This is a genomic window from Tsuneonella deserti (assembly GCF_014644315.1).
Lineage (GTDB): Bacteria > Pseudomonadota > Alphaproteobacteria > Sphingomonadales > Sphingomonadaceae > Tsuneonella > Tsuneonella deserti.
The window spans coordinates 1,181,320-1,204,230 of the sequence record NZ_BMKL01000001.1 but is presented as its reverse complement, the minus strand read 5'-3'; the positions used below and the strand labels follow the sequence as shown (position 1 = coordinate 1,204,230).

Genomic DNA, 22,911 nt, shown 5'->3' with positions numbered 1-22,911 from the left:
TTAGGCTGACTTGCGCGTCATCCATCTGGATTTTGGGCCCAGGAAATGGCGCTCGACAAAGATTCTGAAGGCCGCGAACCGCGCCAAAGCGAGTAGGCGGGCAGGCGCACGGTTCTCGGCCGATTCCGAAAGTAAATCTCTAGCGAGACGGTCCGCAGTCACGTCACCCGGCAAGGCGTCCTGTACCAACTTGCGCATTGCCAGAGCCTGCTCGACCAACCCGTGAGCGGCTCCTGGCTCCAACTCGCCTTGCAGCATGCCCTCGAGCACGCGGCAGGTGTAATCGCTGCAGCGAAAGGGGCGGATCCGATAAATCGAACACGCGGGCGCAATGAAATGGGGGCAGGGATGCTGCAACTTTTCGGAAGCAACCAGGCCATGCGCGGCAAGGCGCTGTTGGTCCTCTTCGTTCAATTCAACCAGTTCGAAAAGTCCGCCGTCGCAGCACAGTCCGCAGCTCAGGCATAGCGCGCTGGCAGTATCGACGCCCTCCGCCGCTTCAGGGGGGGCTGGATCGGTCAGAAAAGACCCTCCAGGACCTGGTCCGGCGGCCGGTGCCCGTCGGCCCAGAAGCGGATGTTGGCGATGACCTTTTCACCCGAGGCCTCTCTCCCTTCCACCGTGGCGCTTCCGATATGCGGCTGCGCAATGACGTTGGGCAGCGCGACCAGGCGATCGTCGACCTTGGGCTCTTGCGGAAACACATCGAGCCCCGCGCCGCCGAGGTGACCGCTCTCCAGTGCGGCGATCATCGCTTCGTAATCAATGAGATCCGCGCGCGCGGTGTTCACGATAGTGGCGCCAGGTTTCATCGACGCAATACGCTCGGCACTGATCATGCCCCGAGTCGCTTCCGTCGCGGGCGCGTGGAGAGTGACGATGTCCGCGTCGCGCAGAAGCGTATCCAGATCTTCCACATATTCGGCGCCGAACATCGTCTCTATCGCTTGCGGCAGGCGATGGCGGTTATGATAGCGGATCGTCAGGCCAAAGGCGCGCGCGCGCCAGGCAACGGCCTGCCCGATCCTTCCCATTCCGACAATACCCAGCACCTTGCCTCCAAGTTTGCGTCCCAGCAGCACGGAAGGGGCCCATCCGGTCCATTCGTGCCGCCGGATCAGCGCGGTTCCCTCGCGCAGGCGGCGGGGTACTCCGATGATCAACGCCATCGTGAGATCAGCGGTGTCGTCGGTGAAGACCCCGGGCGTGTTTGTGACAATGATGCGCCGCGCGCGGGCAGCCGCAAGGTCGATGTGATCAACGCCGGCCCCGAAGTTCGCGATAAGACCGAGCTGCGGTCCGGCAGCCGCGATCAACTCTGCGTCGATCCTGTCCGTGACCGTCGGAACGAGGACGTCCGCCTCCTGGACGGCAGCGACCAATTGCTCGTGGGTGAGGGGCAAGTCGGCTTGGTTGAATGTCGCGTCGAACAATTCGCCCAGACGCGCTTCAATCGACGGAAGCAGATGACGCGTGACCACCACCCTGGGCTTGCTTGTACGGCGCGGGGCTGGACTTTCGCTCATTCATAGCGAGGGCTAGTGGGTGGAAGGGCGAGTGGTCAAGCGGTCGTGGCTTGAAGCAGACGGTGTTCACACGCTATCGCTTCTTTCGACATGCGCCTCAGACTTCCGGCCTTTCTCTTTCTGGCTCTCACCGCTCCGCTCGCCGCACAGGACCGTGAGGTCCCATATTGGGCGTCGATCAAGACGGAAAAGCTAAACCTGCGCGCGGGACCCGGACGGGACTATCCTGTGCGCTGGGTTTACCACCGGCCGGGCTTGCCGCTCAAGGTCATCCGCGTCCACGAGGGCTGGCGCCTCGTGCGCGACCCTGCAGGAGACGAGGGGTGGGTCACCGCGAACCTCCTGAGCAAGGAGCGGGGCGGCATCGTCGTCGGCGAGGGTCTGGCTGCGATTCGGGAGAAGCCGGGTGACGGGTCGAAGCTGAAATGGAACGCGGAGCCCGGCGTCGTCGCCCATATCGATGATTGCGCTGATGGCTGGTGCCGGATCGACGTCGAGGGGCGGGCCGGCTTCATGCGGGCCGAGCGTTTGTGGGGCGCGGCAAGGCCGTAAGCCGAGAAGGGCGGCCATTTCGGGCCGCCCTCCAAGTGCGATACCGAAGCACCCGCAATCAGGTCGCCGTGGGCGCCGGAGTCGCCGCCGCGGTCGTAGCGGTCGCGGTGGGCGTGGCAGCCGTGGTGACGGTCGTCGTCACACTGGCCGGAGTGACGGTGACCGTGGTCTTTCCGTCGGGCATGGTGGCCGTGAAGCCGCCATCGGCACCGGGCGCGGTAACCGACCAGCAGACTTCTGGATCGGCACCTTCGGGATCGAAGCAATCCTTGCCGTCCTTGCGGACGTAAGCACCGCGGGTCTCCTTGCCGTCCTTGTCGGTATCGACGTAGGTGCCGTCCGCGTTAATGACCGTCTTGGCCATGGTGCCGTCGGCCATCTTCACATCGTAAGTGCCCGTCGTCACCCCCGCCGCCGGCTCTGCTTCGGCCATCGTCGTATCGGTCGCGGCCGGAGCCTCGTCAGCCTTCTGGGAACACGCCGAAAGCGCGGCCACCGCCGCCATCAGACCAAGCCTCTTCATCGCTTTGTCTCCCCCATTGTTGGACCCGTTTCCGGGCAAGCCTGAATACGCCCGGGGGGTAATGACGATAAGCGGGTCAGGCCATCTCCACCGCGACGGCGGTCGCTTCGCCCCCACCGATGCACAGCGAGGCGACTCCGCGCTTCAATCCCTTCTGCCTGAGCGCGTTGAGCAAGGTCACGATGATGCGGGTGCCGCTGGCCCCGATCGGGTGGCCGAGCGCGGTGGCGCCTCCGTTGACGTTCACCTTTTCGTGCGGAAGACCCAGATCCTTCATCGCGAACATCGCCACGCAGGCGAATGCCTCGTTGACTTCGAACAGGTCGACATCGTCGACGGTCCAACCGGCCTTGTCGAGCACCTTGCGGATCGCGCCCACGGGAGCGGTGGTGAAGTCCTTCGGCGCCTGGGCGTGAGCCGCCATCGCCACCACGCGGGCGACCGGAGCCAGCCCCTTTTCCTTCGCAACGCTTTCGCGGGCCAGCACCACGGCGGCGGCTCCATCGCTTATCGAACTCGACGAGGCCGCGGTGATCGTGCCGTCCTTGGCGAACGCGGCGCGAAGCTGGCGCAGCTTTTCGGGGTTCCCCTTGGGCGGTTGCTCGTCGGTGTCGACGGTCACTTCGCCCTTGCGCGAGGTCACCGTGACCGGGACGATCTCGTCCGCAAAGGCACCGCTGGTGATCGCCTCGTTCGCGCGGCGGAGCGACTCCACCGAGTAATCGTCCTGGTTTTCCCGGGTGAGCTGGTATTCGTTGGCGGTGTCCTGCGCGAAGGTGCCCATTGCGCGCCCTGCCTCGTAGGCGTCTTCCAGCCCGTCGAGGAACATGTGGTCATAGGCGGTGTCATGCCCGATGCGCGCGCCCGAGCGGTGCTTCTTGAGGAGGTAGGGCGCATTGGTCATGCTCTCCATGCCGCCGGCAACCGCGAAGTCGAGCGAGCCGCTCGCGATCGCTTCGCTTGCCATGATCACGGTCTGCATGCCGCTGCCGCAGACCTTGTTGACAGTGGTCGCCTGCACGGAGGTGGGGAGGCCCGCCTTGATCGCCGCCTGACGAGCCGGGGCCTGACCGAGGCCGGCGGGGAGAACGCAGCCCATGTAGATCCGCTCGATCTCCTCTCCGGAAACGCCCGCGCGCTCAACCGCGGCCTTGACCGCCGTGGCGCCGAGTTCGGTTGCTGAAACATCGCTCAGAACGCCCTGCATGCCGCCCATCGGCGTGCGCGCGTACGAAAGGATGACGACCGGATCGGCGGCGGAAAAAGCGGGCATGGCTGGGCCTTTCTGATTGCGTATGCGAGCGATCTAATGCTGCACTGCGGCAATGGCAAACAACGCTTGAGTTGCCGGCGAGAAGCCTCGCTCTGTTGGATCGGTGGACCACTTGGACCACTGTCCTGGCGGCGAAAACCTAACCGCCATCGGTTGCGCAAGAAACAAGTCTGGGCAGAAGGCGAAACAAGGTCATCCGGCCTATTCGCACGGAGCCACTGTGTAGGAAAGCGTGGGCTCCGTCCGGCGCTTGCCAAGCTGCCCGCTATCGTCGAAAAAAGGTGGCAAATCACAACTCGCGGGAGACTGTCATGGCCGAAGATCGCAAAGCCGAGCTCGAAGCTCTGCTCAAGAAACAGCGCGCCGCGTTCACCGCGGCGCGGCCCGAGCCGCTGGCCGTTCGCAAGGACCGCGTGGAGCGCGCGATGGCGCTTTTGAAAGAACATGGCGATGCGCTGTGCCGGGCGATGAGCGCGGACTTCGGCAACCGCAGCCCGCACCAGTCGATGATCACCGATATCGCCGGCACCGTGGGGTTCGGGAAGTATTGCCTGAAGCACATCGACCAGTGGTCGCGTCCGGAAAAGCGCAAGGTGCAGTTCCCGCTCGGCCTGCTCGGCGCGAAGGCGGAACTCCGCTTCGAACCGAAGGGCGTGATCGGCATTCTCGCCCCCTGGAATTTCCCGGTGAACCTCAGCTTCGGGCCGTTGATGCAGGTGTTCGCCGCGGGCAACCGCGCGATGATGAAGCCGAGCGAGTTCACCGAACGAACCAGCGAATTGATGGCCGAACTGGTGTCCAAACGCTTTGCCGAGGACGAATGTGCGGTGGTGCTGGGCGGGCCGGAAGTGGCTCACGCCTTTTCCGAGCTTCCGTTCGACCACCTCGTGTTCACCGGATCGACCGCTACGGGTCGCAAAGTAATGGAAGCCGCGGCCAAGAACCTCGTGCCGGTCACGCTCGAACTGGGCGGCAAGAGCCCGGTGTTCCTCGGCCGGAACGCGGATCTCGCCAAGGCAGGCGAGCGCATCGCTCTGGGCAAGATGATGAATGCCGGGCAGATCTGCCTAGCGCCGGATTACATGTACGTTCCTGAGGAAATGGAGGAAGGCGCGGTCGCCGCGGTCCAGCTTGGCGTGCACAACATGTATCCCAGGCTGCTCGACAACGAGGATTACGCGAGCGTTGTCTCGGACCGGCACTTCGACCGGCTGCAAGGGCTGGTGGCCGATGCGCGCGAGAAGGGCGCCGAGGTGATCGAGGTCAACCCGGCCGACGAGGACTTCGGTTCGTCCAACGCGCGCAAGATGCCGCTGACAATCCTGCGCAACGTGACCGACGACATGGCCGCGATGCAGGAGGAAATCTTCGGACCGGTGCTGCCGGTGAAGACCTACAAGGCGATCGACGAAGCGATCGATTACGTGAACGAGCACGATCGCCCGCTCGGCCTGTATTACTTCGGCGAGGACGTCGGCGAGCGAGACAAGGTCCTCACGCGAACTATTTCCGGTGGCGTGACGGTCAATGACGTGATCTTCCACGTCTCGATGGAAGACCTGCCGTTCGGCGGCGTCGGACCGTCTGGAATGGGATCGTACCATGGCATCGAGGGCTTCCGCGAATTCAGCCACGCGCGCAGCGTCTATACCCAGCCCAAGATCGACATCGCCAAGCTGGGCGGGTTCAAGCCTCCCTACGGGCCGGCGACCGTCAAGGCAGTGAAGGGTATGATGAAATAAGCGCAACAGGCAGGGGATTAATGCAACCCCACGGCCTTGCGCGGTTCGGGCACGCGGCCTAGAGGCGGGCCGCAACCGAGCCCGCAACTGGATTCATCGTGGTCGATCTTAGTCAGTATCTGCCGATCCTGATCTTCCTCGGCATAGCCGTGGCATTGTCGGCGCTCTTCGTGTTCCTGCCGATGGGCGTCTCCCGCCTGACGGGTACCCACAACCCCGACGCCGAGAAGCTGTCGGAATACGAATGCGGCTTTCCCGCGTTCGAGGATCCGCGCAGCCAGTTCGACGTGCGCTTCTACCTGGTGGCGATCCTGTTCATCATCTTCGATCTCGAAGCCGCGTTCCTGTTTCCCTGGGCTGTCAGCCTCGACATGACGGGCTGGGCAGGCTGGGCCACGATGATGGTGTTCCTCGGTGAACTCGCGATCGGCCTTGCGTATGCCTGGAAGAAGGGAGCGCTCGAATGGGAGTAGATCGCCAGCCTTCGCTCAGTCACCAGCTTGCCAACCCCGCCGCGTCGACTGCGAGCGGGCCGGACGAAAACTGGGTTCTCCACCCGGAGGGCAAGGCGCCGGACCAGAGCTTCTACAACGGCCTCTCGACCGAGCTGGATAACAAGGGTTTCCTCGTCACTTCGACGGAGGAGCTGTTCCAGTGGGCCCGCACCGGCTCGCTGTGGTGGATGACCTTCGGGCTCGCCTGTTGCGCGGTCGAGATGATCCACGTGAACATGCCGCGCTATGACATGGAACGCTTCGGCGTCGCGCCGCGCGCGTCTCCGCGCCAGTCGGACGTGATGATCGTGGCCGGAACGCTGTGCAACAAGATGGCCCCCGCGCTGCGCAAGGTCTACGACCAGATGTCGGACCCGAAGTACGTCATCTCGATGGGCAGCTGCGCCAATGGCGGCGGGTACTATCACTACAGCTACAGTGTCGTGCGCGGGTGCGACCGGATCGTGCCGGTCGACATCTACGTGCCCGGCTGCCCTCCCACTGCCGAGGCGCTTCTCTACGGCGTGATGCAACTGCAGCGAAAGATCCGCCGCGAGGGGACGGTCGAACGATGAGGGAGGTCTCCTGACATGGCGAGCATCCTTCATCCGGCTCCCAGGATCGCCTCCAGCGAAGGCGTGAGCGAAGCACTCTCGGCCGCGCTGGGCACCATGCTCGTCGCTGCCCGGGAAGAGCATGGCGAGATCGTGCTGACCGTTGCCCGCGATGCGGTCGCCGACGCGCTGCGCTTGCTGCGCGACGAGCACCACTATCAGCAGCTGATGGACATAGCGGGGGCCGACTACCCGAGCCGCGCCGAGCGGTTCGAAGTCGTCTACATGCTGCTCAGCCTCACGAAGAACCACCGCATCATCGTCAAGTGCGCCGCGGCTGAAGCGACCCCCGTTCCTACGGTGACCACGCTGTGGCCCAACGCCGGCTGGCTCGAGCGGGAGGTGTTCGACATGTTCGGCGTCGTCTTCGCCGGCAACACCGACCTGCGGCGCATTCTCACCGACTACGGGTTTGAAGGGCATCCTTTCCGCAAGGACTTCCCGCTGACCGGTTACTCGGAACTGCGCTACTCCGAGGACGAGAAGCGCGTGGTCTATGAGCCGGTGGACCTGCCGCAGGACCTGCGCCAGTTCGATTTCATGAGCCCGTGGGAAGGGGCGGATTACGTACTGCCGGGCGACGAGAAGGCCGCTCCGGTGCCCCCGGCTCCGGAACCGAAGCCGGTCGTCAACGCCGACAAGAGCGTGGACAGCAAGGCGCCCGAAACGCGCGGCGCCCCGGAGGTGCACGAAGTCAAGACCACCGAGAGCCCCAAGGAAACGGGCGCCGGCGAGGCGACCGACAAGAAAGCCGCCGAGCCTGTCGCGCCGGCCTCGACTGAAGGAACCGTCGCTGGGCAAGGGCAAGGCCAGCCGGCTCCTGTCGAGACCGGCACGCCGGCTCCGGACGCTCCCGAACCGACCGAAAGCCGGCCCGCCCGCAAGCCGCGGAAGGCGACGGCGAAGGACACCAAGCCCGCGAGCGAGCCAAAGAAGCGCACCCGCAAGCCCAAGGCGGACAAGCCATGAGAGCAGCGGCCGCACTCCTCGCGGCAATGCTGGCGGCTTGCTCCCAGCAGCCCGGGCAGACCCCGCGCGAAACAGCCGATGTCGGCCCCGGACCGCTGGCAGAGACCAACGCGCAGCCGGTCAAGGCGTCGGAAGGCGATCTGACGCTTACCCCGCTTTCTCCCGAAGGAGGCAAGGCGATCGGGCTGACGAACGACAATTGTCGATATGCCTATCAGGGCCGCACGCTGCTGATCGCGGGAAGCGGCAAGGCCGTCGTCGTTCTCGACGGATCCACCGTTATGCTGAAGGCCGATGCGTCTGACGATCTCGCTTACTCTGGCGAGGGTATCAATTTGGCAATCGAACCTGCCGAAGGTTCCAACGAGCCCCTCGACAGCGGCAAGCAATCGCCCGCCGACTTGAAAATCGGCGGCTCAAAGGGCGAGGCTGAATTCTCGGCCGGAACGTGGACCTGCAGCTCATGACGATGCAACTGGAACGCTCGCCGACCACCGGCGACGAGGTCATCACCAACTACACGATCAATTTCGGGCCCCAACACCCGGCCGCGCACGGCGTGCTGCGCATGGTGATGGAACTGGACGGGGAGATCATCGAGCGCATCGATCCTCACGTCGGCCTGCTCCACCGCGGGACCGAGAAGCTGATCGAGCACAAGACCTATCTCCAGGCGCTGCCGTACTTCGACCGCCTCGATTACTGCAGCCCGCTGTGCATGGAGCACAGCTACGTTCTCGCTATCGAAAAGCTCCTCAACATCGAAGTGCCGCTGCGCGCGCAGTATCTGCGGGTCTTGTTTGCCGAGTTGACCCGCATCTGCAATCACATGCTCAATCTCGGCAGTCACGTGATGGACGTCGGCGCGATGACGCCGAACCTGTGGCTGTTCGAAATCCGCGAGGACTGCCTCAACTTCTTCGAACGTGCTTCGGGCGCGCGGATGCACGCGGCATGGTTTCGCCCGGGCGGCGTGCACCAGGATGTCCCGCTAAAGCTGCTGACAGACATTGCCGATTGGCTCGACACCCGGCTGCCGCGCTTGTTCGAGGACGCCATGAGCCTTGTCGTCGACAACCGCATCTTCAAGCAGCGCAACGTCGACATCGCTGTGGTGAGCAAGACGGACGCTATCGCCTGGGGCTTCTCGGGTCCGATGATCCGCGCCGCCGGCATTCCCTGGGACTTGCGCAAGAGCCAGCCTTACGACGTGTACGACCGGATGGATTTCGACATCCCGGTGGGCACCAACTCGGACTGCTACGACCGGTTCATGGTCCGGGTCGAGGAAGTGCGGCAATCGGCCCGCATCATGAAGCAGTGCCTGGCCGAAATGCCTGAAGGCCCGGTCGCCAGCACCGATCGCAAGGTTGTCCCGCCCAAGCGCGGCGAGATGAAACAGTCGATGGAAGCGCTGATCCACCACTTCAAGCTTTACACCGAGGGCTTTCACGTGCCCGCTGGCGAGGTTTACGTCGCTACCGAAAGCCCCAAGGGCGAGTTTGGCGTCTATCTGGTCAGCGACGGGAGCAACAAGCCCTATCGCTGCAAGATCCGCCCGACAGCGTTCAGTCACCTGCAGGCGATGGATTTCATGTCGAAAGGCCACATGTTGCCCGACGCGACCGCCATCCTTGGCGCGATCGATGTCGTTTTCGGGGAGTGCGACCGCTAATGGCTGATCGCTCCCCCCATCCCGATACCCCCGAGTTGCGCGAGCGCTGGGGCAATTTCGCATGGACGCCAGATAACGCGGCCAAGGCGAAAGAGATCGTCGCGCGCTATCCCGAAGGGCGCCAGCGTTCGGCAGTGATGCCGTTGCTGTTCCTGGCACAATATCAGGTCGGCGCGGAGACGAGCACGCAGGGTTGGCTGCCGCTGCCCGTGATGGAGTTCATCGCGCGCGAGCTGGATATGCCCGTGATCCGCGTGCTCGAGGTCGCGACGTTTTACACGATGTACAACATCGCCCCCGTCGGCCGCTTCCATGTGCAGGTCTGCGGAACGACGCCCTGCATGCTCCGCGGGTCGGATGCCATCCTGGATGCCTGTTACGAGCGCGGGATGAAGAAGGGGCACACGACCGAGGATGGGCTGTTCACGCTCACCGAGGTCGAGTGCATGGGCAACTGCGCCAGCGCGCCGATGGTGCAGATCAACGACGCCAATTACGAGGACCTGACGCCCGAGCGGCTGAACCACGTTCTCGACGAGCTTGCCGCAGGGCGCTTCCCGAAGGAAGGCACCCAGGATCCGGCGCGGCACACGGTTGAGCCGGTCGGCGGTCCGACCACGCTGACCGCGATGGTCGGCGAAAACCACGATTACCGGGGCGAGTGGTAATGGCGATCCGCAAGCTCCTCATCGTGTTCGCGCTGGTCCTGTTCGGTCTCGCGATCGCGTTCTTCATCAAGGGCGATGTCGCTCTCGGCGCATCGATGGTGGCCATCGCGACGTCGCAGATCGCGGTCTTCACCGCGCTCGCCGCGAAGGCGAAACTCGACGCGCAGCGTGAGGATGCCGCTCGATGAGCATCGCCACGATCATCATTGCGCTGATCCTCATCTTCATCGCCTGGAAGGTGGTGAAAGGCGTGATCAAGTTCGGCCTGATCGCGCTGATCGTCGTCGCGGCAATCTACTTCCTCGGCCAAGGAGGAATGGGTTGATGCGCAAGTTCGTGAAACCCTTGATCGCCGTACTTGCAGGCATGGCCATGAGCCTGGGCCTGCAGGCCGTAGGCGTCGAGCCGCTCTACGCAAAGCTGGCAGGTCTTGCAGTGGTCGCGGTTGTCATAACAGTGTTCTGGCGCAGGAGCGCGGGTATATGAGCCTGGCCGACAAGGACCGCATCTTCACCAATCTGTACGGCTACCAGGATTGGCGCCTGAAGGCGGCCGAAGCCCGCGGCGACTGGGACGACACGAAGGCGCTGACCGCGCGCGGCCAGGACGCGATCATTCAGGAGATCAAGGACTCCGGTCTGCGCGGGCGGGGCGGCGCCGGCTTCCCGACCGGTATGAAGTGGTCCTTCATGCCCAAGGAATCGAAGGACGGCCGTCCGAGCTTCCTGGTCATCAACGCGGATGAATCCGAACCCGGCTCGTGCAAGGACCGCGAGATCATCCGCCACGATCCCCACAAGCTGATCGAGGGCGCGCTGATCGCCGGCTTCGCGATGCGCGCGCGGGCGGCCTACATCTACATACGCGGCGAATACATCCGCGAGGCGGAGACCCTGTTCGCCGCCGTGCAGGAGGCTTACGATGCCGGCCTCCTGGGCAAGAACGCTGCGGGTTCGGGATACGATTTTGACGTCTTCGTCCACCGCGGCGCGGGCGCCTACATATGCGGCGAAGAGACCGCGATGATCGAGAGCCTGGAAGGCAAGAAGGGCCAGCCGCGCCTCAAGCCGCCTTTTCCGGCGGGCGCGGGGCTCTATGGGTGCCCGACCACGGTCAACAACGTCGAGAGCATAGCGGTCGTCCCTACGATCCTTCGGCGCGGGGCGAGCTGGTTCTCCAGCTTCGGGCGCGAGGGGAACAAGGGAACCAAGCTGTTCCAGATCTCGGGCCACGTCGAGCGGCCATGCGTCGTCGAAGAGGCGATGAGCATCCCTTTCCGCGAGCTGATCGAAAAGCACTGCGGAGGCATAACCGGCGGGTGGGACAACCTTTTGGCGGTGATCCCCGGCGGCTCATCGGTCCCGCTGGTCCCCGCGGCCCAGATCATGGACTGCCCGATGGATTTCGACGGGCTCAAGGAATTGGGTTCGGGCCTGGGCACCGCGGCGGTCATCGTGATGGACAAATCGACCGACATCGTTCGCGCGATCAGCCGCATCAGCTACTTCTACAAGCACGAGAGCTGCGGGCAGTGTACCCCGTGCCGTGAAGGCACCGGATGGATGTGGCGCGTGATGGAACGCCTGCGAACCGGCGATGCCGACGCAAGCGAGATCGACATGCTCTTTGAAGTGACAAAGCAGGTCGAGGGCCACACAATCTGCGCGCTCGGCGATGCGGCGGCGTGGCCGATCCAGGGACTGATCAGGCATTTCCGGCCCGAGCTGGAACGGCGAATCCAGGAGAATATCGTAAGTTCGCCGGCTCCGGGCCACAATGCGGCAGGCTCGGCAGAGTCGCTACGAACAGTGGAGGGTGCATTATGAAGAAGGGTCAATTTCAATCGACGGTCACGGTCCTCGCAACCGCGGCGATTGCGCTCGTCTTGTCGTCGGCTTCGGTGGCGCAAAGCGTGCCATCCAGGCCCATAAGCCCGTCGGACATGAGCCATAACGCCAATGTCATCCATGCCAACGACAGCTTCCAATCCCAATACAACATGAGCCTGTTGAATTCGAAGGATCCGGTCCAGGCCGAGTACATCGCGGCCATGACGGCGGCCAAGTGCGTCAGCCGCCGGGCGAAGGGTGAAGCAGCGAAGTACATCGGCGGCCCCCAGACCGACGATCCCGGATACGCGGCGCTTACCGGGTTGCTGACCAAGAAATTCGCCAACTGTCTCAGCGGCGTCCAAAAGGCGATACCCGTGGCCGTGGTCAATGCCGCGCTCGCCGAGCAGCTCCTTGGCGAAATGCCGGAAACGATGCCTGACAAGGCCGCGTCGCTCGATACCGGGAAGGCGCACTCGTATTACCTGACCAACGGCAAGATCGATTCTCTCGATGCGCTTTCCCGCTGCATCGCGGTCAATTCGCCGGGTCTTGTCCAGAAAGCATTGAAGACTCAGGCCGGCAGCAACGAAGAGAAGGCGGCTCTCGCCACGGCGTACAGTTCCACGCCGGAGTGCGGCGTAACGGCCGCTCCGCAGATCGCGAGCGTCCAGCATCGCGAAATGCTGGCGCTGGGTCTTTATCAGTGGCTCCACTTGATTGACTGAGAGGCGCCGCCGTCTCTCTCTTTATTCTCCAAGCCAAAGAGTTTCCACCCATGCCTAAAGTCACCGTAGACGGTCAGGAGATCGACGTCCCGGACGGGGCGACGGTGCTGCAGGCGTGCGAGCTTGCCGGCAAGGAGATCCCGCGTTTCTGCTATCACGAGCGGCTGAGCATCGCCGGCAACTGCCGGATGTGCCTCGTCGAAGTAAAGCCTGGGCCGCCCAAGCCGCAGGCGTCGTGCGCGCTGCCGGCGACCGAGGGGCAAGAAATCCGTACCGACAGCGAAATGGTCAAGAAGGCGCGGGAAGGGGTGATGGAGTTCCTCCTCATCAACCACCCGCTCGATTGCCCCATTTGCGACCAGGGCGGCGAATGCGACCTGCAGGACCAGAGCCTGACGTATGGCCGCGGCGCATCGCGCTATCACGAGAACAAGCGTGCGGTGACCGAGAAGTACATGGGTCCGCTGATCAAGACGATCATGACCCGGTGCATCCACTGCACCCGCTGCGTGCGGTTCTCGGAAGAGATCGCGGGCGTGGACGAAATCGGCGCACTCTATCGCGGCGAAAACATGCAGATCACCACCTACCTCGAGCAGGCGGCGAAGCATGAGCTTTCGGCCAACGTCATCGATCTGTGCCCGGTCGGCGCCCTCACCTCGCGGCCCTATGCGTTCGAGGCGCGGCCGTGGGAGCTCAAGAAGACTCTTTCGATAGACGTGTCGGACGCGGTCGGCGCGAACATCCGGCTCGACAGCCGGGGCCGCGAGGTCCTGCGCGCACTCCCGCGGATCAACGACGACGTCAATGAAGAGTGGCTGAGCGACAAGGGCCGCTACATGGTCGACGGCCTGACCCGCCGGCGGCTCGACAAGGTATGGATCCGCAAAGGTGGCAGACTCGAGGCTGGGACCTGGCACGAGGCTTTCGCGGCGATCCGCAAGGCCGAGCCGGGCGCGAGCATCGCGGCGATCGCCGGCGACCTTGTCGACTGCGAGACGATGTTCGCCGCCAAGACGCTGCTCGGCGCGATGGGATCGACCCTGCTCGAAGGGCGCCAGACCGGAATGGATTACCCGGTCGAAAACCTCGCAGCAGTCAATTTCAATTCAACGCTGGCGGGCATCGAAACCGCCGACGCGATCCTGATCGTCGGCAGCCACGTCCGCTGGGAAGCGCCGCTGGTCAATGTCCGCCTGCGCAAGGCAGTCAAGCGCGGCGCGAAGGTGTTCGTCGTGGGGCCGAAGTGGGAAACCACCTTTCCCGCCGAATTTCTGGGCGACGACGCAGCGGTACTGCATGACTTGCCGGGCCACGTCAGCGAGGCTCTCGTCAAGGCTGAGCGTCCGGCGGTTATCCTCGGCGGTGCCGGGCTGGCGGCGGGAGCACTCAACGCAGCCCTGTCGCTCGACGTGCAACGCGACGGCTGGAATGGCTTCAACGTCCTGCACATGGCGGCGAGCCGCATGGGCGGATTGATGCTCGGCTTCGCGCAGAAGGGCGGCATCGCCGACATCGTCAAGGCGGCGCCCAAGGTCGTGCTCGCGCTTGGCGCGGATGAGGTGGACTGGTCACAGTTCGGCGGGAGCCTGAAGGTCTATATCGGACACCACGGCGACAAGGGCGCGCACGCCGCCGACATCATCTTGCCGGCTGCTGCGTACAGCGAGAAGGATGGCACTTACGTCAACACGGAAGGGCGGGTTCAGTTCGCCGAGAAAGCCGTTTTCGCACCCGGCGATGCCCGCGAGGACTGGACGATCCTGCGCGCGCTTGCCGATGCTTTCGAAGTGAGCGTCGGTTTCGACAGCCTCGCCGAATTGCAGGCGAAGATGATCGAAGCGGTGCCCGCACTCGGCGTCGAGGGGCTGGCAAACTATGGCAAGCTTCCCAGGCCCAAGGCGGCGAAGGCGAAGGGACGGATCGCTTATCCGGTCAAGGATTTCTACCTGACCAATCCGATCGCGCGCGCGAGCGTGGTCATGCAGCGGTGTTCGGCTGAACTGCTCCACGGTGAAGAGATGGCGGAGGCCGCGGAATGACCGAGACCTTCCAATCATGGGGCATGTCGTACGACTGGGCGTGGTTCACCGCGACCATCGCCGGCATCCTTCTCATCGCCCTCCCGCTGATGCTGGCCGTCGCGATGATCATCTACGCCGACCGCAAGATCTGGGCGGCGATGGCGCTGCGCCGCGGACCCAACGTGGTCGGTCCGTTCGGCCTGCTGCAGAGCTTCGCCGACGGGCTGAAGGTGTTCCTGCAGGAGACCATCATCCCATCGGCGGCTAACAAGGGCCTCTTCCTGATCGCGCCGATTATCACGTTCACCGTTGCGCTGATGGCGTGGGCGGTCATTCCGTTCAATTCGGGCGCGGTGCTGGCCAACATCAACGTCGGCCTGCTTTATGTGCTCGCGATCAGCAGCCTCGGCGTTTACGGCATCGTCATCGCCGGCTGGGCTTCGAACTCGAAGTACCCGTTTTTCTCCGCCATGCGCGCCGCGGCCCAGATGATCAGCTACGAAGTCTCGATCGGCTTTGTGCTCATCTGCGTCGTGCTCTACGCCAATTCGTTCAATCTCAACGCGATCGTGGAAGCGCAACGCGGGCATGGGCTGGGCATCGTCAACGGGTTCTGGTTCAACCTGCTGCTGTTTCCGATGTGGGTCGTATTCCTCATTTCCAGCATGGCGGAAACCGCTCGCGCGCCCTTCGACCTGACCGAGGCCGAGAGTGAACTCGTCGCCGGGTACCAGACCGAATACTCGAGCATGAGCTTCGCGCTCTACTGGCTGGGCGAATACGCCAACGTGCTGCTGATGTGTGCGCTCAACGCGACGCTGTTCTTCGGCGGATGGTTGCCCCCGTTGAACATCGACCTCATCCCCTGGTTCGACATTCCGGGCTGGATCTGGTTGTTCGCGAAGATCCTGTTTTTCTTCTTCATCTTCAGCTGGGTGAAGGCGACGGTGCCGCGGTACCGCTATGACCAACTGATGCGTCTGGGGTGGAAAGTGTTCCTGCCGCTGTCGCTTTCATTCGTCGTGCTCGTCTCGGGCTGGCTCATGTTCACGAGGTACGGGGCATGAGTGTCGCCCATCTCATCAAGTCGTTCACCCTGTGGGAGTTCGTGAAGGCGCATCTCCTGACGCTGAAGTACTTCTTCAAGCCGAAGGCGACGATCAACTATCCGTTCGAGAAGAACCCACTGTCCCCGCGCTTCCGCGGAGAGCACGCGCTGCGACGTTACCCGAACGGAGAAGAGCGTTGCATCGCCTGCAAGCTGTGCGAAGCGGTGTGTCCGGCGCAGGCGATCACGATCGAGAGCGAGCCACGCGAAGACGGCAGCCGCCGGACGACGCGCTACGATATCGACATGACGAAGTGTATCTACTGTGGCTTCTGCCAGGAAGCATGCCCGGTCGATGCCATCGTCGAAGGGCCGAACTTCGAGTTCTCGACCGAGACGCGCGAGGAATTGCTCTACGACAAGGCGAAACTGCTGGCCAACGGGGACAAGTGGGAGCGGGCGCTGGCCGCGAACCTTGAAGCCGATGCGCCCTACCGATAGGGGCCCCGCCAACTCATGATCCACGTCCTTGCCTTCTATCTCTTCGCGGCGGTCGCGATCCTTTCTGCGGTGTTCGTGATCGTCTCGCGCAATCCCGTTCATTCGGTGCTGTGGCTCATCCTCGCGTTCTTCAACGCGGCGGGCCTGATGGTGCTGGCAGGGGCGGAGTTCATCGCGATGCTCCTGGTCATCGTCTATGTCGGCGCGGTCGCGGTGCTTTTCCTGTTCGTCGTCATGATGCTCGACATCGACTTCGCCGAGTTGCGAGCCGGGTTCGTGCGGAACTTCCCGCTCGGGCTCGCAATCGCCGCGGTACTGCTTGCCGAGCTGGTGTTCGGTATCGGCGCCTACCAGGCTGGGTCGATCGACCTTGCCCCGGCGGCCGCCGCTCAAGCTGCTCCCCTGGAGGTGAGCAATATCGCCGCCATCGGGCAGCTCCTCTACGGCAGCTATCTCTTCCTGTTCGAGAGCGCTGGCATCATCCTTCTTGTAGCGATGATCGGGGCGATCGTGCTCACGCACCGCGAACGCAAGGATACACGACCGCAGGACATCTCCCGGCAGAACCGTCGCCGCCCCGAAGACGCGGTGGTCAAGATGCGTCCCCCGGTGGGCGAGGGGATGAAGCTATGATCGGCCTCGAACATTACATCGTCGTCGGCGCGATCCTGTTCGTGCTCGGCGTGCTGGGCATCTTTCTCAACCGCAAGAACATCATCGTGATCCTGATGGCGATCGAACTGATCCTGCTGGCCGTGAACATCAACCTGGTCGCGTTCAGCAGCTTTCTGGGCGATCTCACCGGGCAGGTCTTTGCGATGTTCGTTCTCACCGTCGCCGCGGGCGAGGCAGCAATCGGCCTGGCGATCCTGGTCATCTATTTCCGCGGCCGCGGCACAATCGCGGTCGATTCCGTCGACCGGCTGAAGGGATAAAGACCCTTGCACCCGATCCTTCTCATCGTCTTCGCGCCTCTGGCCGCAGCCATCGTCGGGGGCCTCGGCAACCGAGCGCTCGGCAACACGGTCGTCAAATCCCTGACGACCGGCGCGCTGTTCCTGTCTTGCGCGCTGTCCTGGCCGATCTTCCTCGGGTTCCTGAACGGGACGGCCGAGGCGAGCGTCGTGCCGGTGCTCCAGTGGGTGCGTTCGGGCGATCTCGCGTTCGACTGGGCACTGCGGGTCGACACGCTGACCGCCGTCATGCTGGTGGTCATCACCACGGTGTCCGCGCTCGTGCATCTCTACAGCTGGGGCTACATGGAGGAGGACCCGGATCAGCCGCGTTTCTTCGCCTACCTCAGCCTGTTCACCTTCGCGATGCTGATGCTGGTGACGGCGGACAACCTCGTCCAGATGTTCTTCGGCTGGGAAGGGGTGGGCCTGGCGAGCTACCTGCTGATCGGTTTCTGGTTCAGGAAGCCGAGCGCCAATGCGGCGGCGATCAAAGCGTTCGTGGTCAACCGCGTCGGCGACCTTGGCTTCATGCTCGGCATCTTCGGGACGTACCTGGTGTTCGGCACCGTCTCGATCCCCGAGATTCTTGCTGCGGCGCCCGGGATGGCGGGCAGCACGATCGGCTTCCTCGGCTACCGCGTCGATACGATGGACGTCTTGTGCATCCTCCTGTTCATCGGCGCGATGGGCAAGTCGGCGCAGCTTGGCCTGCACACCTGGTTGCCCGATGCAATGGAGGGCCCGACCCCCGTCTCAGCACTGATCCACGCGGCGACGATGGTCACCGCTGGCGTGTTCATGGTCTGCCGGCTGTCACCGATGTTCGAAGCAGCGCCAATCGCGCTGATGTTCGTGACCTTCATCGGCGCGGCAACCTGCCTGTTCGCTGCCACTGTCGGGACTACGCAGTGGGACATCAAGCGGGTCATCGCCTATTCGACCTGCTCGCAGCTGGGCTACATGTTCTTCGCAGCGGGCGTCGGCGCCTACAATGCGGCGATGTTCCATCTGTTCACGCACGCGTTCTTCAAGGCGCTGCTTTTCCTGGGCGCGGGCAGCGTGATTCACGCAATGCATCACGAGCAGGACATGCGGTACTATGGCGGCCTGCGTAAGAGCATTCCGCTCACCTTCTGGGCGATGATGGCCGGCACGCTGGCGATCACCGGTGTGGGCATCTACTGGCTGCACGCGGGCTTTGCCGGCTTCCACTCGAAGGACGCGATCCTCGAGGCAGCGTGGGGCCGCGGCACCGAGATGGCGCACTTCGCGTTCTGGCTCGGCGCGTTCGCGGCGCTGCTGACCAGCTTCTATTCCTGGCGCCTCATTTTCCTCACCTTCTTCGGAAAGCCCCGCTGGGCCGAGAGCGAGCATATCCAGCACGCCGTCCATCACGGGCATGACGAGCCGGAGGAAGCCAACCCGCCCGTCCAGGAGGATGCCGGGCACGACGTGGCGCATCATGTGCCGCATCCCGATCACGGTGATGGCACTGCGGGATATCACCCGCATGAAAGCCCGGTCTCGATGCTCGTTCCGCTCGGCGTGCTGACGCTCGGGGCGGTGGCCGCGGGCTTCGTCTTCCAGGACGCGTTCCTCAACCAGGAAGGTTTCTGGAAGGGCGCGATCTTCTACAACGAAGGTCTGATGCATGCGATGCACGGCGTTCCGTTGTGGGTGAAGCTGACCGCCACTATCGTCATGTTGATCGGTTTCGCGATCGCCTGGCTCGGCTACATCCGCGATACCGGAATGCCGGAGCGAGCCGCGCGGCAGCTTGGTCCCGTCTACTCGTTCTTCTTCAACAAGTGGTATTTCGACGAGCTCTACAACCTGATCTTCGTGCGCCCGGCGTTCTGGATCGGCCGCCTGTTCTGGAAGACGGGTGACGAAGGTATCATCGACCGCTTCGGGCCAAACGGAGCGGCGTGGGTCGTAGCGCAGGGCTCGGTCGGGAACCGGCGGATCCAGTCGGGCTATCTCACCACTTACGCGCTGTGGATGCTCGTCGGCGTCATTGGCGCCGTAACCTGGGTGCTACTGTAATGGGGGGCTTCCCGATTCTTTCCGTGATGCTTCTCGTGCCGCTGGTCGGGTCGCTGGCGTGCTTCTTCCTCGAGGCCAAGGCGGCGCGCGTGGTCGCTCTCGTCGCCACGCTGATCGACCTGGCGCTCGGCATTGTCCTGTGGGCCAACTTCGATATCGGCGGTGCGCAGTGGCAGTTTACCGAGCGGGCGCCGCTGTTCGCGGGCTTCGAATATGCGTTGGGGATCGACGGGATCGCTCTCCTGCTGATCGTGCTGAGCGTGTTCCTGATGCCGATCTGCATCCTGGCCAGCTGGGAATCGATCGAGAAACGCGTCGGCGAGTACATGGCCGCGTTCCTGTTCATGGAACTCCTGATGATCGGCGTGTTCGCCTCGCAGGATCTGCTGCTGTTCTACATCTTCTTCGAGGCCGGCCTCATTCCGATGTACCTGATCATCGGTATCTGGGGCGGGACGAACCGGATTTACGCCAGCTACAAGTTCTTCCTCTACACCCTGCTCGGCTCGGTCGTGATGCTGATCGCGATGCTGTGGATGATGAACGAGGCGGGCACCTCGGACATCCCGACGCTGATGCAGTACGATTTCGCGCCCGGGGTGCAGACATGGCTGTGGCTCGCCTTCTTCGCCAGCTTCGCGGTGAAGATGCCCATGTGGCCGGTGCATACCTGGCTTCCCGACGCACACGTGCAGGCGCCCACCGCGGGCTCCGTTATCCTCGCGGGCGTACTGCTCAAGATGGGCGGCTACGGCTTCATCCGCTTCAGCCTTCCGATGTTTCCTGAAGCGAGCGCGCAGTTCGCCTGGCTGGTCTTCGCCCTGAGCATGATCGCGGTCGTGGTCACCAGCCTGATCGCGCTCGTCCAGAGCGACATGAAGAAGCTGATCGCCTATTCGTCGGTCGCGCACATGGCGATCGTCACCATCGGCCTGTTCGCATTCAACGTGCAGGGTCTCGAAGGCGCGATGATCGTGATGCTGAGCCACGGCTTGGTTTCCGGCGCGCTGTTCCTGTGCGTCGGAGTCATCTACGACCGGCTGCACACGCGTGAGATCGGCCGTTACGGCGGGCTCAGCATCAACATGCCGAAGTACGCGCTGTTCTTCCTGCTGTTCACGATGGCCAGCATTGGCCTGCCGGGTACGAGCGGCTTCGTCGGCGAATTCCTGAGCCTGGCGGGCACTTACCAGGTCAGCACCTGGGTTACCCTCGTCTGCACTACCGGCATCATTCTGGGCGCTGCATACATGCTCTATCTCTACCGCCGCGTCGCCTTTGGCGCACAGGTCAATCCGGATGCGGCCGCCATGCGCGATCTGAACCTTCGCGAATGGGCCATGCTCGCGCCTATCGCTGCGGCAGTGCTGTGGATGGGCGTCTATCCCGAAAGCTTCCTGGCTCCCATGCGAAAGGACATCGCTGCCCTCGATGCGCGACTTTCGCGCGCGGCACCGGCCGGTGACAGCGCCTTGGCGCCCCCCGCTCAAGGTAAGGGGCGTACACACGCCGCCAACGTCATGACCCATGGCGAAGCGGGTGCAGGGGAGGCTCACTGATGAACCTGACCCAATCCCTGCAGCTCATCGTACCTGAGGAAATCCTCAGCATCGGGGGGCTCGTTCTTCTCCTTGCCGCAGCCTGGCTGGGCGACAAGGCAAGTCGCGCCATTTCCATCGCCGCGGTCGTGCTCATGGCCGCTGCGGCCGCGTTCACGGTTCCCGTTCTTGCGGGCGGAGCGATGGGCGCCGACACCTGGGCGTTCCTTGGACAGATGCGCGTCGATGCCTTCGCGGCTTTCGCCAAGCTTCTGATCTACATCTCCGGCGCCGCCTGCCTGATGATCGCTCCGCGCTTCTTCAACCAGTGGAACGCGATGCGGGCGGAATACCCGGTGCTTCTCCTGTTCGCCGTCCTCGGGACCGGAATCATGGTTTCGGCCGGCGACCTGATGACACTCTACATCGGGCTCGAGATGAACAGCCTCGCCGCGTACGTGCTGGCCGCGTTCCTGCGGGTGGACTCTCGATCGGAAGAAGCGGGCCTGAAGTATTTCGTCCTGGGTGCACTCGCCAGCGGCATCCTGCTCTACGGGATGAGCCTCGTCTACGGGTTCACCGGCACCACGAGTTTCGACGGGATCCGCGCCGCGCTTGGCGAAGGCGGTTCGCTTTCCACCGGCGCCCTTTTCGGCGTGATTTTCGTACTCGCCGGCCTGGCCTTCAAGATCTCGGCGGTGCCGTTCCACATGTGGACCCCGGACGTCTATGAGGGCGCGCCGACCCCGGTGACGACGTTCTTTTCGACCGCACCCAAGGTCGCGGCGATCGCCCTCACGATGCGCGTGGCGCTGGAAGCGTTCGGCGGTCAATCCGATGCATGGCGCCAGGTAGTGGTATTTGCCTCGCTCGCATCGATCGCGGTGGGTGCGCTGGGCGCCATCGGGCAGGACAACATCAAGCGGCTGCTGGCTTACTCGTCGATCAACAACGTCGGCTTCATCCTCGTCGGCCTCGCGGTCGCGACCCAGGAAGGCGCGAGCGCCATGCTGGTGTACCTGGTCATCTACGTCGCCATGTCGATCGGCAGCTTTGTCGGGGTGCTCATGCTGCGCGATGCGGAAGGCAACCAGATCGAATCCATCGCCCAAATGGCCGGCCTCTCCCGCACCCGCCCGCTGCTCGCCTGGTGCCTGCTCATAATGATGCTGAGCCTTGCCGGCATTCCGCCGCTTTTCGGGTTCTGGGGCAAACTGGTGGTGTTCCGCGCCGCGGTGGACGCTGGCATGCTCGCACTCGCAACACTGGCGATCGTCGGCAGCGTGGTGAGCGCTTACTACTACCTGATGGTCTGCAAGACGATGTTCTTCGACGAGCCGGCTGACAAGGTGCAGGGCCGCAACGACTGGGCGCACTGGTCCCTGCTCATTGGATCGACTTTGTTCGTATCGCCGCTCGGCTTCCTCCTGACGGGATGGCTCGGCGATCTTGCCGACAAGGCCAGCGCCGCGCTGTTCCTCGCCGCTTGATCAGCACGGTTCCGGAAACAGGTTCGACCAACGGGGACCTCGCAGCCGCCATCGCGCGCGGGGATTTCGTCAGCGAAGGCGATTGGCTCGTGGCCGATCGCCAGACTGCCGGCCGTGGTCGTCAAGGGCGTCAATGGTTCGACGGCAGCGGCAATTTCATGGGCTCGACCGTCGTGCGGCCCGCGCCTCACGATCCGCCAGCTCCCACTTTGGCATTGATGACCGGCTTGGCGGTTTACGAGACCATCGCGCCCCTGCTCGCCGACCCGGGCGCATTGTCGCTTAAATGGCCCAACGATCTGTTGATCGGGCGGGCGAAACTGGCTGGCATTCTGCTGGAGCGGGCAGGCGACGCTGTGATCGTCGGCATCGGGGTCAACCTCGCTGCGGCTCCGCAGGTCGACGGGCGGGACACGATCGCACTGGCAGCGCTCGGTCCGGTGCCCGACCGGGACGATTTCGCCGCCAGCCTGGCCGCATCGTTCGATCTGGAACTCGCCCGCTGGCGTTCGGTCGGGATCGAGCCGCTGCTGCGCCGTTGGCAGGCTGTCGCGCACGCTCCAGGCACTACCCTTCGCGTTCACGAGCCGGGCGGCGGCGAGATCGGCGGCACCTTTGCCGGCCTGGCTGGTGACGGCTCGCTCCTGCTGCGCTTGGAAGACGGGACGACCCGGCCTATCCACGCCGGCGACGTATCGATCGGTTAAAGGATCCG

The 22,911-nt window shown here is 63.8% G+C and carries 26 protein-coding genes; 22 read left to right on the top strand and 4 right to left on the bottom strand.

Annotation, left to right across the window (positions count from 1 at the left end; all coding sequences use genetic code 11):
* Both IEW58_RS05680 and IEW58_RS05675 read right to left on the bottom strand, forming a co-directional pair.
* The gene (locus tag IEW58_RS05680) at positions 1 to 462 is read right to left on the bottom strand and encodes a YkgJ family cysteine cluster protein (protein WP_268237121.1); all 462 of its coding nucleotides are present in this window, start codon (positions 460 to 462) and stop codon (positions 1 to 3) included.
* A 56-nt stretch (positions 463 to 518) separates the two neighbouring features.
* Positions 519 to 1,526, bottom strand: a complete 1,008-nt coding sequence (locus IEW58_RS05675) for a 2-hydroxyacid dehydrogenase (RefSeq protein ID WP_188644234.1) — start codon at positions 1,524 to 1,526, stop codon at positions 519 to 521.
* Between the two features lie 90 nt (positions 1,527 to 1,616).
* Between IEW58_RS05675 and IEW58_RS05670 the strand changes: the two genes are divergently transcribed.
* Entirely contained in the window at positions 1,617 to 2,078 is a 462-nt protein-coding gene (locus IEW58_RS05670) for an SH3 domain-containing protein (RefSeq protein ID WP_188644233.1), read from the top strand.
* Between the two features lie 58 nt (positions 2,079 to 2,136).
* On the opposite strand, the gene IEW58_RS05665 is transcribed toward IEW58_RS05670, so the two are convergent.
* Both IEW58_RS05665 and IEW58_RS05660 read right to left on the bottom strand, forming a co-directional pair.
* Positions 2,137 to 2,601 carry a hypothetical protein gene (locus IEW58_RS05665; RefSeq protein WP_188644232.1) on the bottom strand — a complete coding sequence of 155 codons (465 nt, stop codon included), beginning with the start codon at positions 2,599 to 2,601 and terminating at the stop codon, positions 2,137 to 2,139.
* Between the two features lie 76 nt (positions 2,602 to 2,677).
* Complete coding sequence (locus tag IEW58_RS05660) at positions 2,678 to 3,874, bottom strand: acetyl-CoA C-acyltransferase (RefSeq protein ID WP_188644231.1); 1,197 nt, start codon at positions 3,872 to 3,874, stop codon at positions 2,678 to 2,680.
* Positions 3,875 to 4,185: 311 nt separating this feature from the next.
* Here IEW58_RS05660 and IEW58_RS05655 point away from each other — a divergent pair, with 311 nt between their 5' ends.
* From IEW58_RS05655 to IEW58_RS05555, 21 genes are all read left to right on the top strand, one after another.
* Complete coding sequence (locus tag IEW58_RS05655) at positions 4,186 to 5,616, top strand: coniferyl aldehyde dehydrogenase (RefSeq protein WP_188644230.1); 1,431 nt, start codon at positions 4,186 to 4,188, stop codon at positions 5,614 to 5,616.
* 98 nt (positions 5,617 to 5,714) lie between these two features.
* Positions 5,715 to 6,089, top strand: coding sequence for an NADH-quinone oxidoreductase subunit A (locus IEW58_RS05650; protein ID WP_188644229.1), 375 nt, complete (start codon positions 5,715 to 5,717; stop codon positions 6,087 to 6,089).
* Entirely contained in the window at positions 6,080 to 6,685 is a 606-nt protein-coding gene (locus tag IEW58_RS05645; protein ID WP_229658449.1) for a NuoB/complex I 20 kDa subunit family protein, read from the top strand. Before IEW58_RS05650 ends, IEW58_RS05645 begins: the two co-directional genes overlap by 10 nt.
* A gap of 15 nt (positions 6,686 to 6,700) precedes the next feature.
* Positions 6,701 to 7,693 (top strand): NADH-quinone oxidoreductase subunit C, encoded by a 993-nt coding sequence (locus tag IEW58_RS05640; protein WP_188644228.1) that lies wholly within the window; start codon positions 6,701 to 6,703, stop codon positions 7,691 to 7,693.
* The gene (locus IEW58_RS05635) at positions 7,690 to 8,160 is read left to right on the top strand and encodes a hypothetical protein (RefSeq protein ID WP_188644227.1); all 471 of its coding nucleotides are present in this window, start codon (positions 7,690 to 7,692) and stop codon (positions 8,158 to 8,160) included. Before IEW58_RS05640 ends, IEW58_RS05635 begins: the two co-directional genes overlap by 4 nt.
* A complete protein-coding gene (locus IEW58_RS05630; protein WP_188645682.1) occupies positions 8,157 to 9,368 on the top strand; it encodes an NADH-quinone oxidoreductase subunit D in 1,212 nt (403 codons plus the stop codon). The genes IEW58_RS05635 and IEW58_RS05630 overlap by 4 nt, the downstream gene beginning before the upstream one ends.
* The gene (gene nuoE, locus IEW58_RS05625) at positions 9,368 to 10,036 is read left to right on the top strand and encodes an NADH-quinone oxidoreductase subunit NuoE (RefSeq protein WP_188644226.1); all 669 of its coding nucleotides are present in this window, start codon (positions 9,368 to 9,370) and stop codon (positions 10,034 to 10,036) included. Before IEW58_RS05630 ends, nuoE begins: the two co-directional genes overlap by 1 nt.
* Positions 10,036 to 10,224, top strand: coding sequence for a hypothetical protein (locus IEW58_RS05620; protein WP_188644225.1), 189 nt, complete (start codon positions 10,036 to 10,038; stop codon positions 10,222 to 10,224). The genes nuoE and IEW58_RS05620 overlap by 1 nt, the downstream gene beginning before the upstream one ends.
* A complete protein-coding gene (locus tag IEW58_RS05615; RefSeq protein ID WP_188644224.1) occupies positions 10,221 to 10,361 on the top strand; it encodes a hypothetical protein in 141 nt (46 codons plus the stop codon). Before IEW58_RS05620 ends, IEW58_RS05615 begins: the two co-directional genes overlap by 4 nt.
* Complete coding sequence (locus tag IEW58_RS05610; protein WP_188644223.1) at positions 10,361 to 10,522, top strand: hypothetical protein; 162 nt, start codon at positions 10,361 to 10,363, stop codon at positions 10,520 to 10,522. Before IEW58_RS05615 ends, IEW58_RS05610 begins: the two co-directional genes overlap by 1 nt.
* Positions 10,519 to 11,862, top strand: coding sequence for an NADH-quinone oxidoreductase subunit NuoF (gene nuoF / locus IEW58_RS05605; RefSeq protein ID WP_229658448.1), 1,344 nt, complete (start codon positions 10,519 to 10,521; stop codon positions 11,860 to 11,862). Before IEW58_RS05610 ends, nuoF begins: the two co-directional genes overlap by 4 nt.
* A 116-nt stretch (positions 11,863 to 11,978) precedes the next feature.
* Positions 11,979 to 12,593, top strand: a complete 615-nt coding sequence (locus IEW58_RS05600; protein WP_188644222.1) for a hypothetical protein — start codon at positions 11,979 to 11,981, stop codon at positions 12,591 to 12,593.
* Between the two features lie 50 nt (positions 12,594 to 12,643).
* The gene (nuoG, locus tag IEW58_RS05595; protein WP_188644221.1) at positions 12,644 to 14,635 is read left to right on the top strand and encodes an NADH-quinone oxidoreductase subunit NuoG; all 1,992 of its coding nucleotides are present in this window, start codon (positions 12,644 to 12,646) and stop codon (positions 14,633 to 14,635) included.
* Entirely contained in the window at positions 14,632 to 15,684 is a 1,053-nt protein-coding gene (gene nuoH, locus IEW58_RS05590) for an NADH-quinone oxidoreductase subunit NuoH (RefSeq protein ID WP_188644220.1), read from the top strand. The genes nuoG and nuoH overlap by 4 nt, the downstream gene beginning before the upstream one ends.
* A complete protein-coding gene (gene nuoI, locus IEW58_RS05585) occupies positions 15,681 to 16,166 on the top strand; it encodes an NADH-quinone oxidoreductase subunit NuoI (RefSeq protein ID WP_188644219.1) in 486 nt (161 codons plus the stop codon). The genes nuoH and nuoI overlap by 4 nt, the downstream gene beginning before the upstream one ends.
* A gap of 15 nt (positions 16,167 to 16,181) precedes the next feature.
* The gene (locus IEW58_RS05580; protein WP_188644218.1) at positions 16,182 to 16,799 is read left to right on the top strand and encodes an NADH-quinone oxidoreductase subunit J; all 618 of its coding nucleotides are present in this window, start codon (positions 16,182 to 16,184) and stop codon (positions 16,797 to 16,799) included.
* Positions 16,796 to 17,101, top strand: coding sequence for an NADH-quinone oxidoreductase subunit NuoK (nuoK, locus tag IEW58_RS05575; protein WP_188644217.1), 306 nt, complete (start codon positions 16,796 to 16,798; stop codon positions 17,099 to 17,101). Before IEW58_RS05580 ends, nuoK begins: the two co-directional genes overlap by 4 nt.
* Before the next feature lie 6 nt (positions 17,102 to 17,107).
* The gene (nuoL, locus tag IEW58_RS05570) at positions 17,108 to 19,168 is read left to right on the top strand and encodes an NADH-quinone oxidoreductase subunit L (protein ID WP_188644216.1); all 2,061 of its coding nucleotides are present in this window, start codon (positions 17,108 to 17,110) and stop codon (positions 19,166 to 19,168) included.
* Positions 19,168 to 20,727 (top strand): NADH-quinone oxidoreductase subunit M, encoded by a 1,560-nt coding sequence (locus tag IEW58_RS05565; RefSeq protein WP_188644215.1) that lies wholly within the window; start codon positions 19,168 to 19,170, stop codon positions 20,725 to 20,727. The genes nuoL and IEW58_RS05565 overlap by 1 nt, the downstream gene beginning before the upstream one ends.
* On the top strand, positions 20,727 to 22,196 hold the full coding sequence (nuoN, locus tag IEW58_RS05560; protein ID WP_188644214.1) for an NADH-quinone oxidoreductase subunit NuoN: 1,470 nt from the start codon (positions 20,727 to 20,729) through the stop codon (positions 22,194 to 22,196). The genes IEW58_RS05565 and nuoN overlap by 1 nt, the downstream gene beginning before the upstream one ends.
* A complete protein-coding gene (locus tag IEW58_RS05555; protein WP_188644213.1) occupies positions 22,193 to 22,903 on the top strand; it encodes a biotin--[acetyl-CoA-carboxylase] ligase in 711 nt (236 codons plus the stop codon). Before nuoN ends, IEW58_RS05555 begins: the two co-directional genes overlap by 4 nt.
* The last annotated feature ends 8 nt before the right edge of the window (positions 22,904 to 22,911 follow it).

Coding starts and splice junctions, on each gene's coding strand:
- IEW58_RS05565 (WP_188644215.1), top strand. CDS start 19,168: ATGGGGGGCTTCCCGATTCTTTCCGTGATGCTTCTCGTGCCGCTGGTC.
- nuoN (WP_188644214.1), top strand. CDS start 20,727: ATGAACCTGACCCAATCCCTGCAGCTCATCGTACCTGAGGAAATCCTC.
- nuoE (WP_188644226.1), top strand. CDS start 9,368: ATGGCTGATCGCTCCCCCCATCCCGATACCCCCGAGTTGCGCGAGCGC.
- IEW58_RS05640 (WP_188644228.1), top strand. CDS start 6,701: ATGGCGAGCATCCTTCATCCGGCTCCCAGGATCGCCTCCAGCGAAGGC.
- IEW58_RS05630 (WP_188645682.1), top strand. CDS start 8,157: ATGACGATGCAACTGGAACGCTCGCCGACCACCGGCGACGAGGTCATC.
- IEW58_RS05620 (WP_188644225.1), top strand. CDS start 10,036: ATGGCGATCCGCAAGCTCCTCATCGTGTTCGCGCTGGTCCTGTTCGGT.
- IEW58_RS05615 (WP_188644224.1), top strand. CDS start 10,221: ATGAGCATCGCCACGATCATCATTGCGCTGATCCTCATCTTCATCGCC.
- IEW58_RS05665 (WP_188644232.1), bottom strand. CDS start 2,601: ATGAAGAGGCTTGGTCTGATGGCGGCGGTGGCCGCGCTTTCGGCGTGT.
- nuoI (WP_188644219.1), top strand. CDS start 15,681: ATGAGTGTCGCCCATCTCATCAAGTCGTTCACCCTGTGGGAGTTCGTG.
- IEW58_RS05670 (WP_188644233.1), top strand. CDS start 1,617: ATGCGCCTCAGACTTCCGGCCTTTCTCTTTCTGGCTCTCACCGCTCCG.
- nuoH (WP_188644220.1), top strand. CDS start 14,632: ATGACCGAGACCTTCCAATCATGGGGCATGTCGTACGACTGGGCGTGG.
- nuoK (WP_188644217.1), top strand. CDS start 16,796: ATGATCGGCCTCGAACATTACATCGTCGTCGGCGCGATCCTGTTCGTG.
- IEW58_RS05675 (WP_188644234.1), bottom strand. CDS start 1,526: ATGAGCGAAAGTCCAGCCCCGCGCCGTACAAGCAAGCCCAGGGTGGTG.
- IEW58_RS05635 (WP_188644227.1), top strand. CDS start 7,690: ATGAGAGCAGCGGCCGCACTCCTCGCGGCAATGCTGGCGGCTTGCTCC.
- IEW58_RS05610 (WP_188644223.1), top strand. CDS start 10,361: ATGCGCAAGTTCGTGAAACCCTTGATCGCCGTACTTGCAGGCATGGCC.
- nuoG (WP_188644221.1), top strand. CDS start 12,644: ATGCCTAAAGTCACCGTAGACGGTCAGGAGATCGACGTCCCGGACGGG.
- IEW58_RS05580 (WP_188644218.1), top strand. CDS start 16,182: ATGATCCACGTCCTTGCCTTCTATCTCTTCGCGGCGGTCGCGATCCTT.
- IEW58_RS05655 (WP_188644230.1), top strand. CDS start 4,186: ATGGCCGAAGATCGCAAAGCCGAGCTCGAAGCTCTGCTCAAGAAACAG.
- IEW58_RS05645 (WP_229658449.1), top strand. CDS start 6,080: ATGGGAGTAGATCGCCAGCCTTCGCTCAGTCACCAGCTTGCCAACCCC.
- nuoF (WP_229658448.1), top strand. CDS start 10,519: ATGAGCCTGGCCGACAAGGACCGCATCTTCACCAATCTGTACGGCTAC.
- IEW58_RS05660 (WP_188644231.1), bottom strand. CDS start 3,874: ATGCCCGCTTTTTCCGCCGCCGATCCGGTCGTCATCCTTTCGTACGCG.
- IEW58_RS05600 (WP_188644222.1), top strand. CDS start 11,979: ATGAGCCATAACGCCAATGTCATCCATGCCAACGACAGCTTCCAATCC.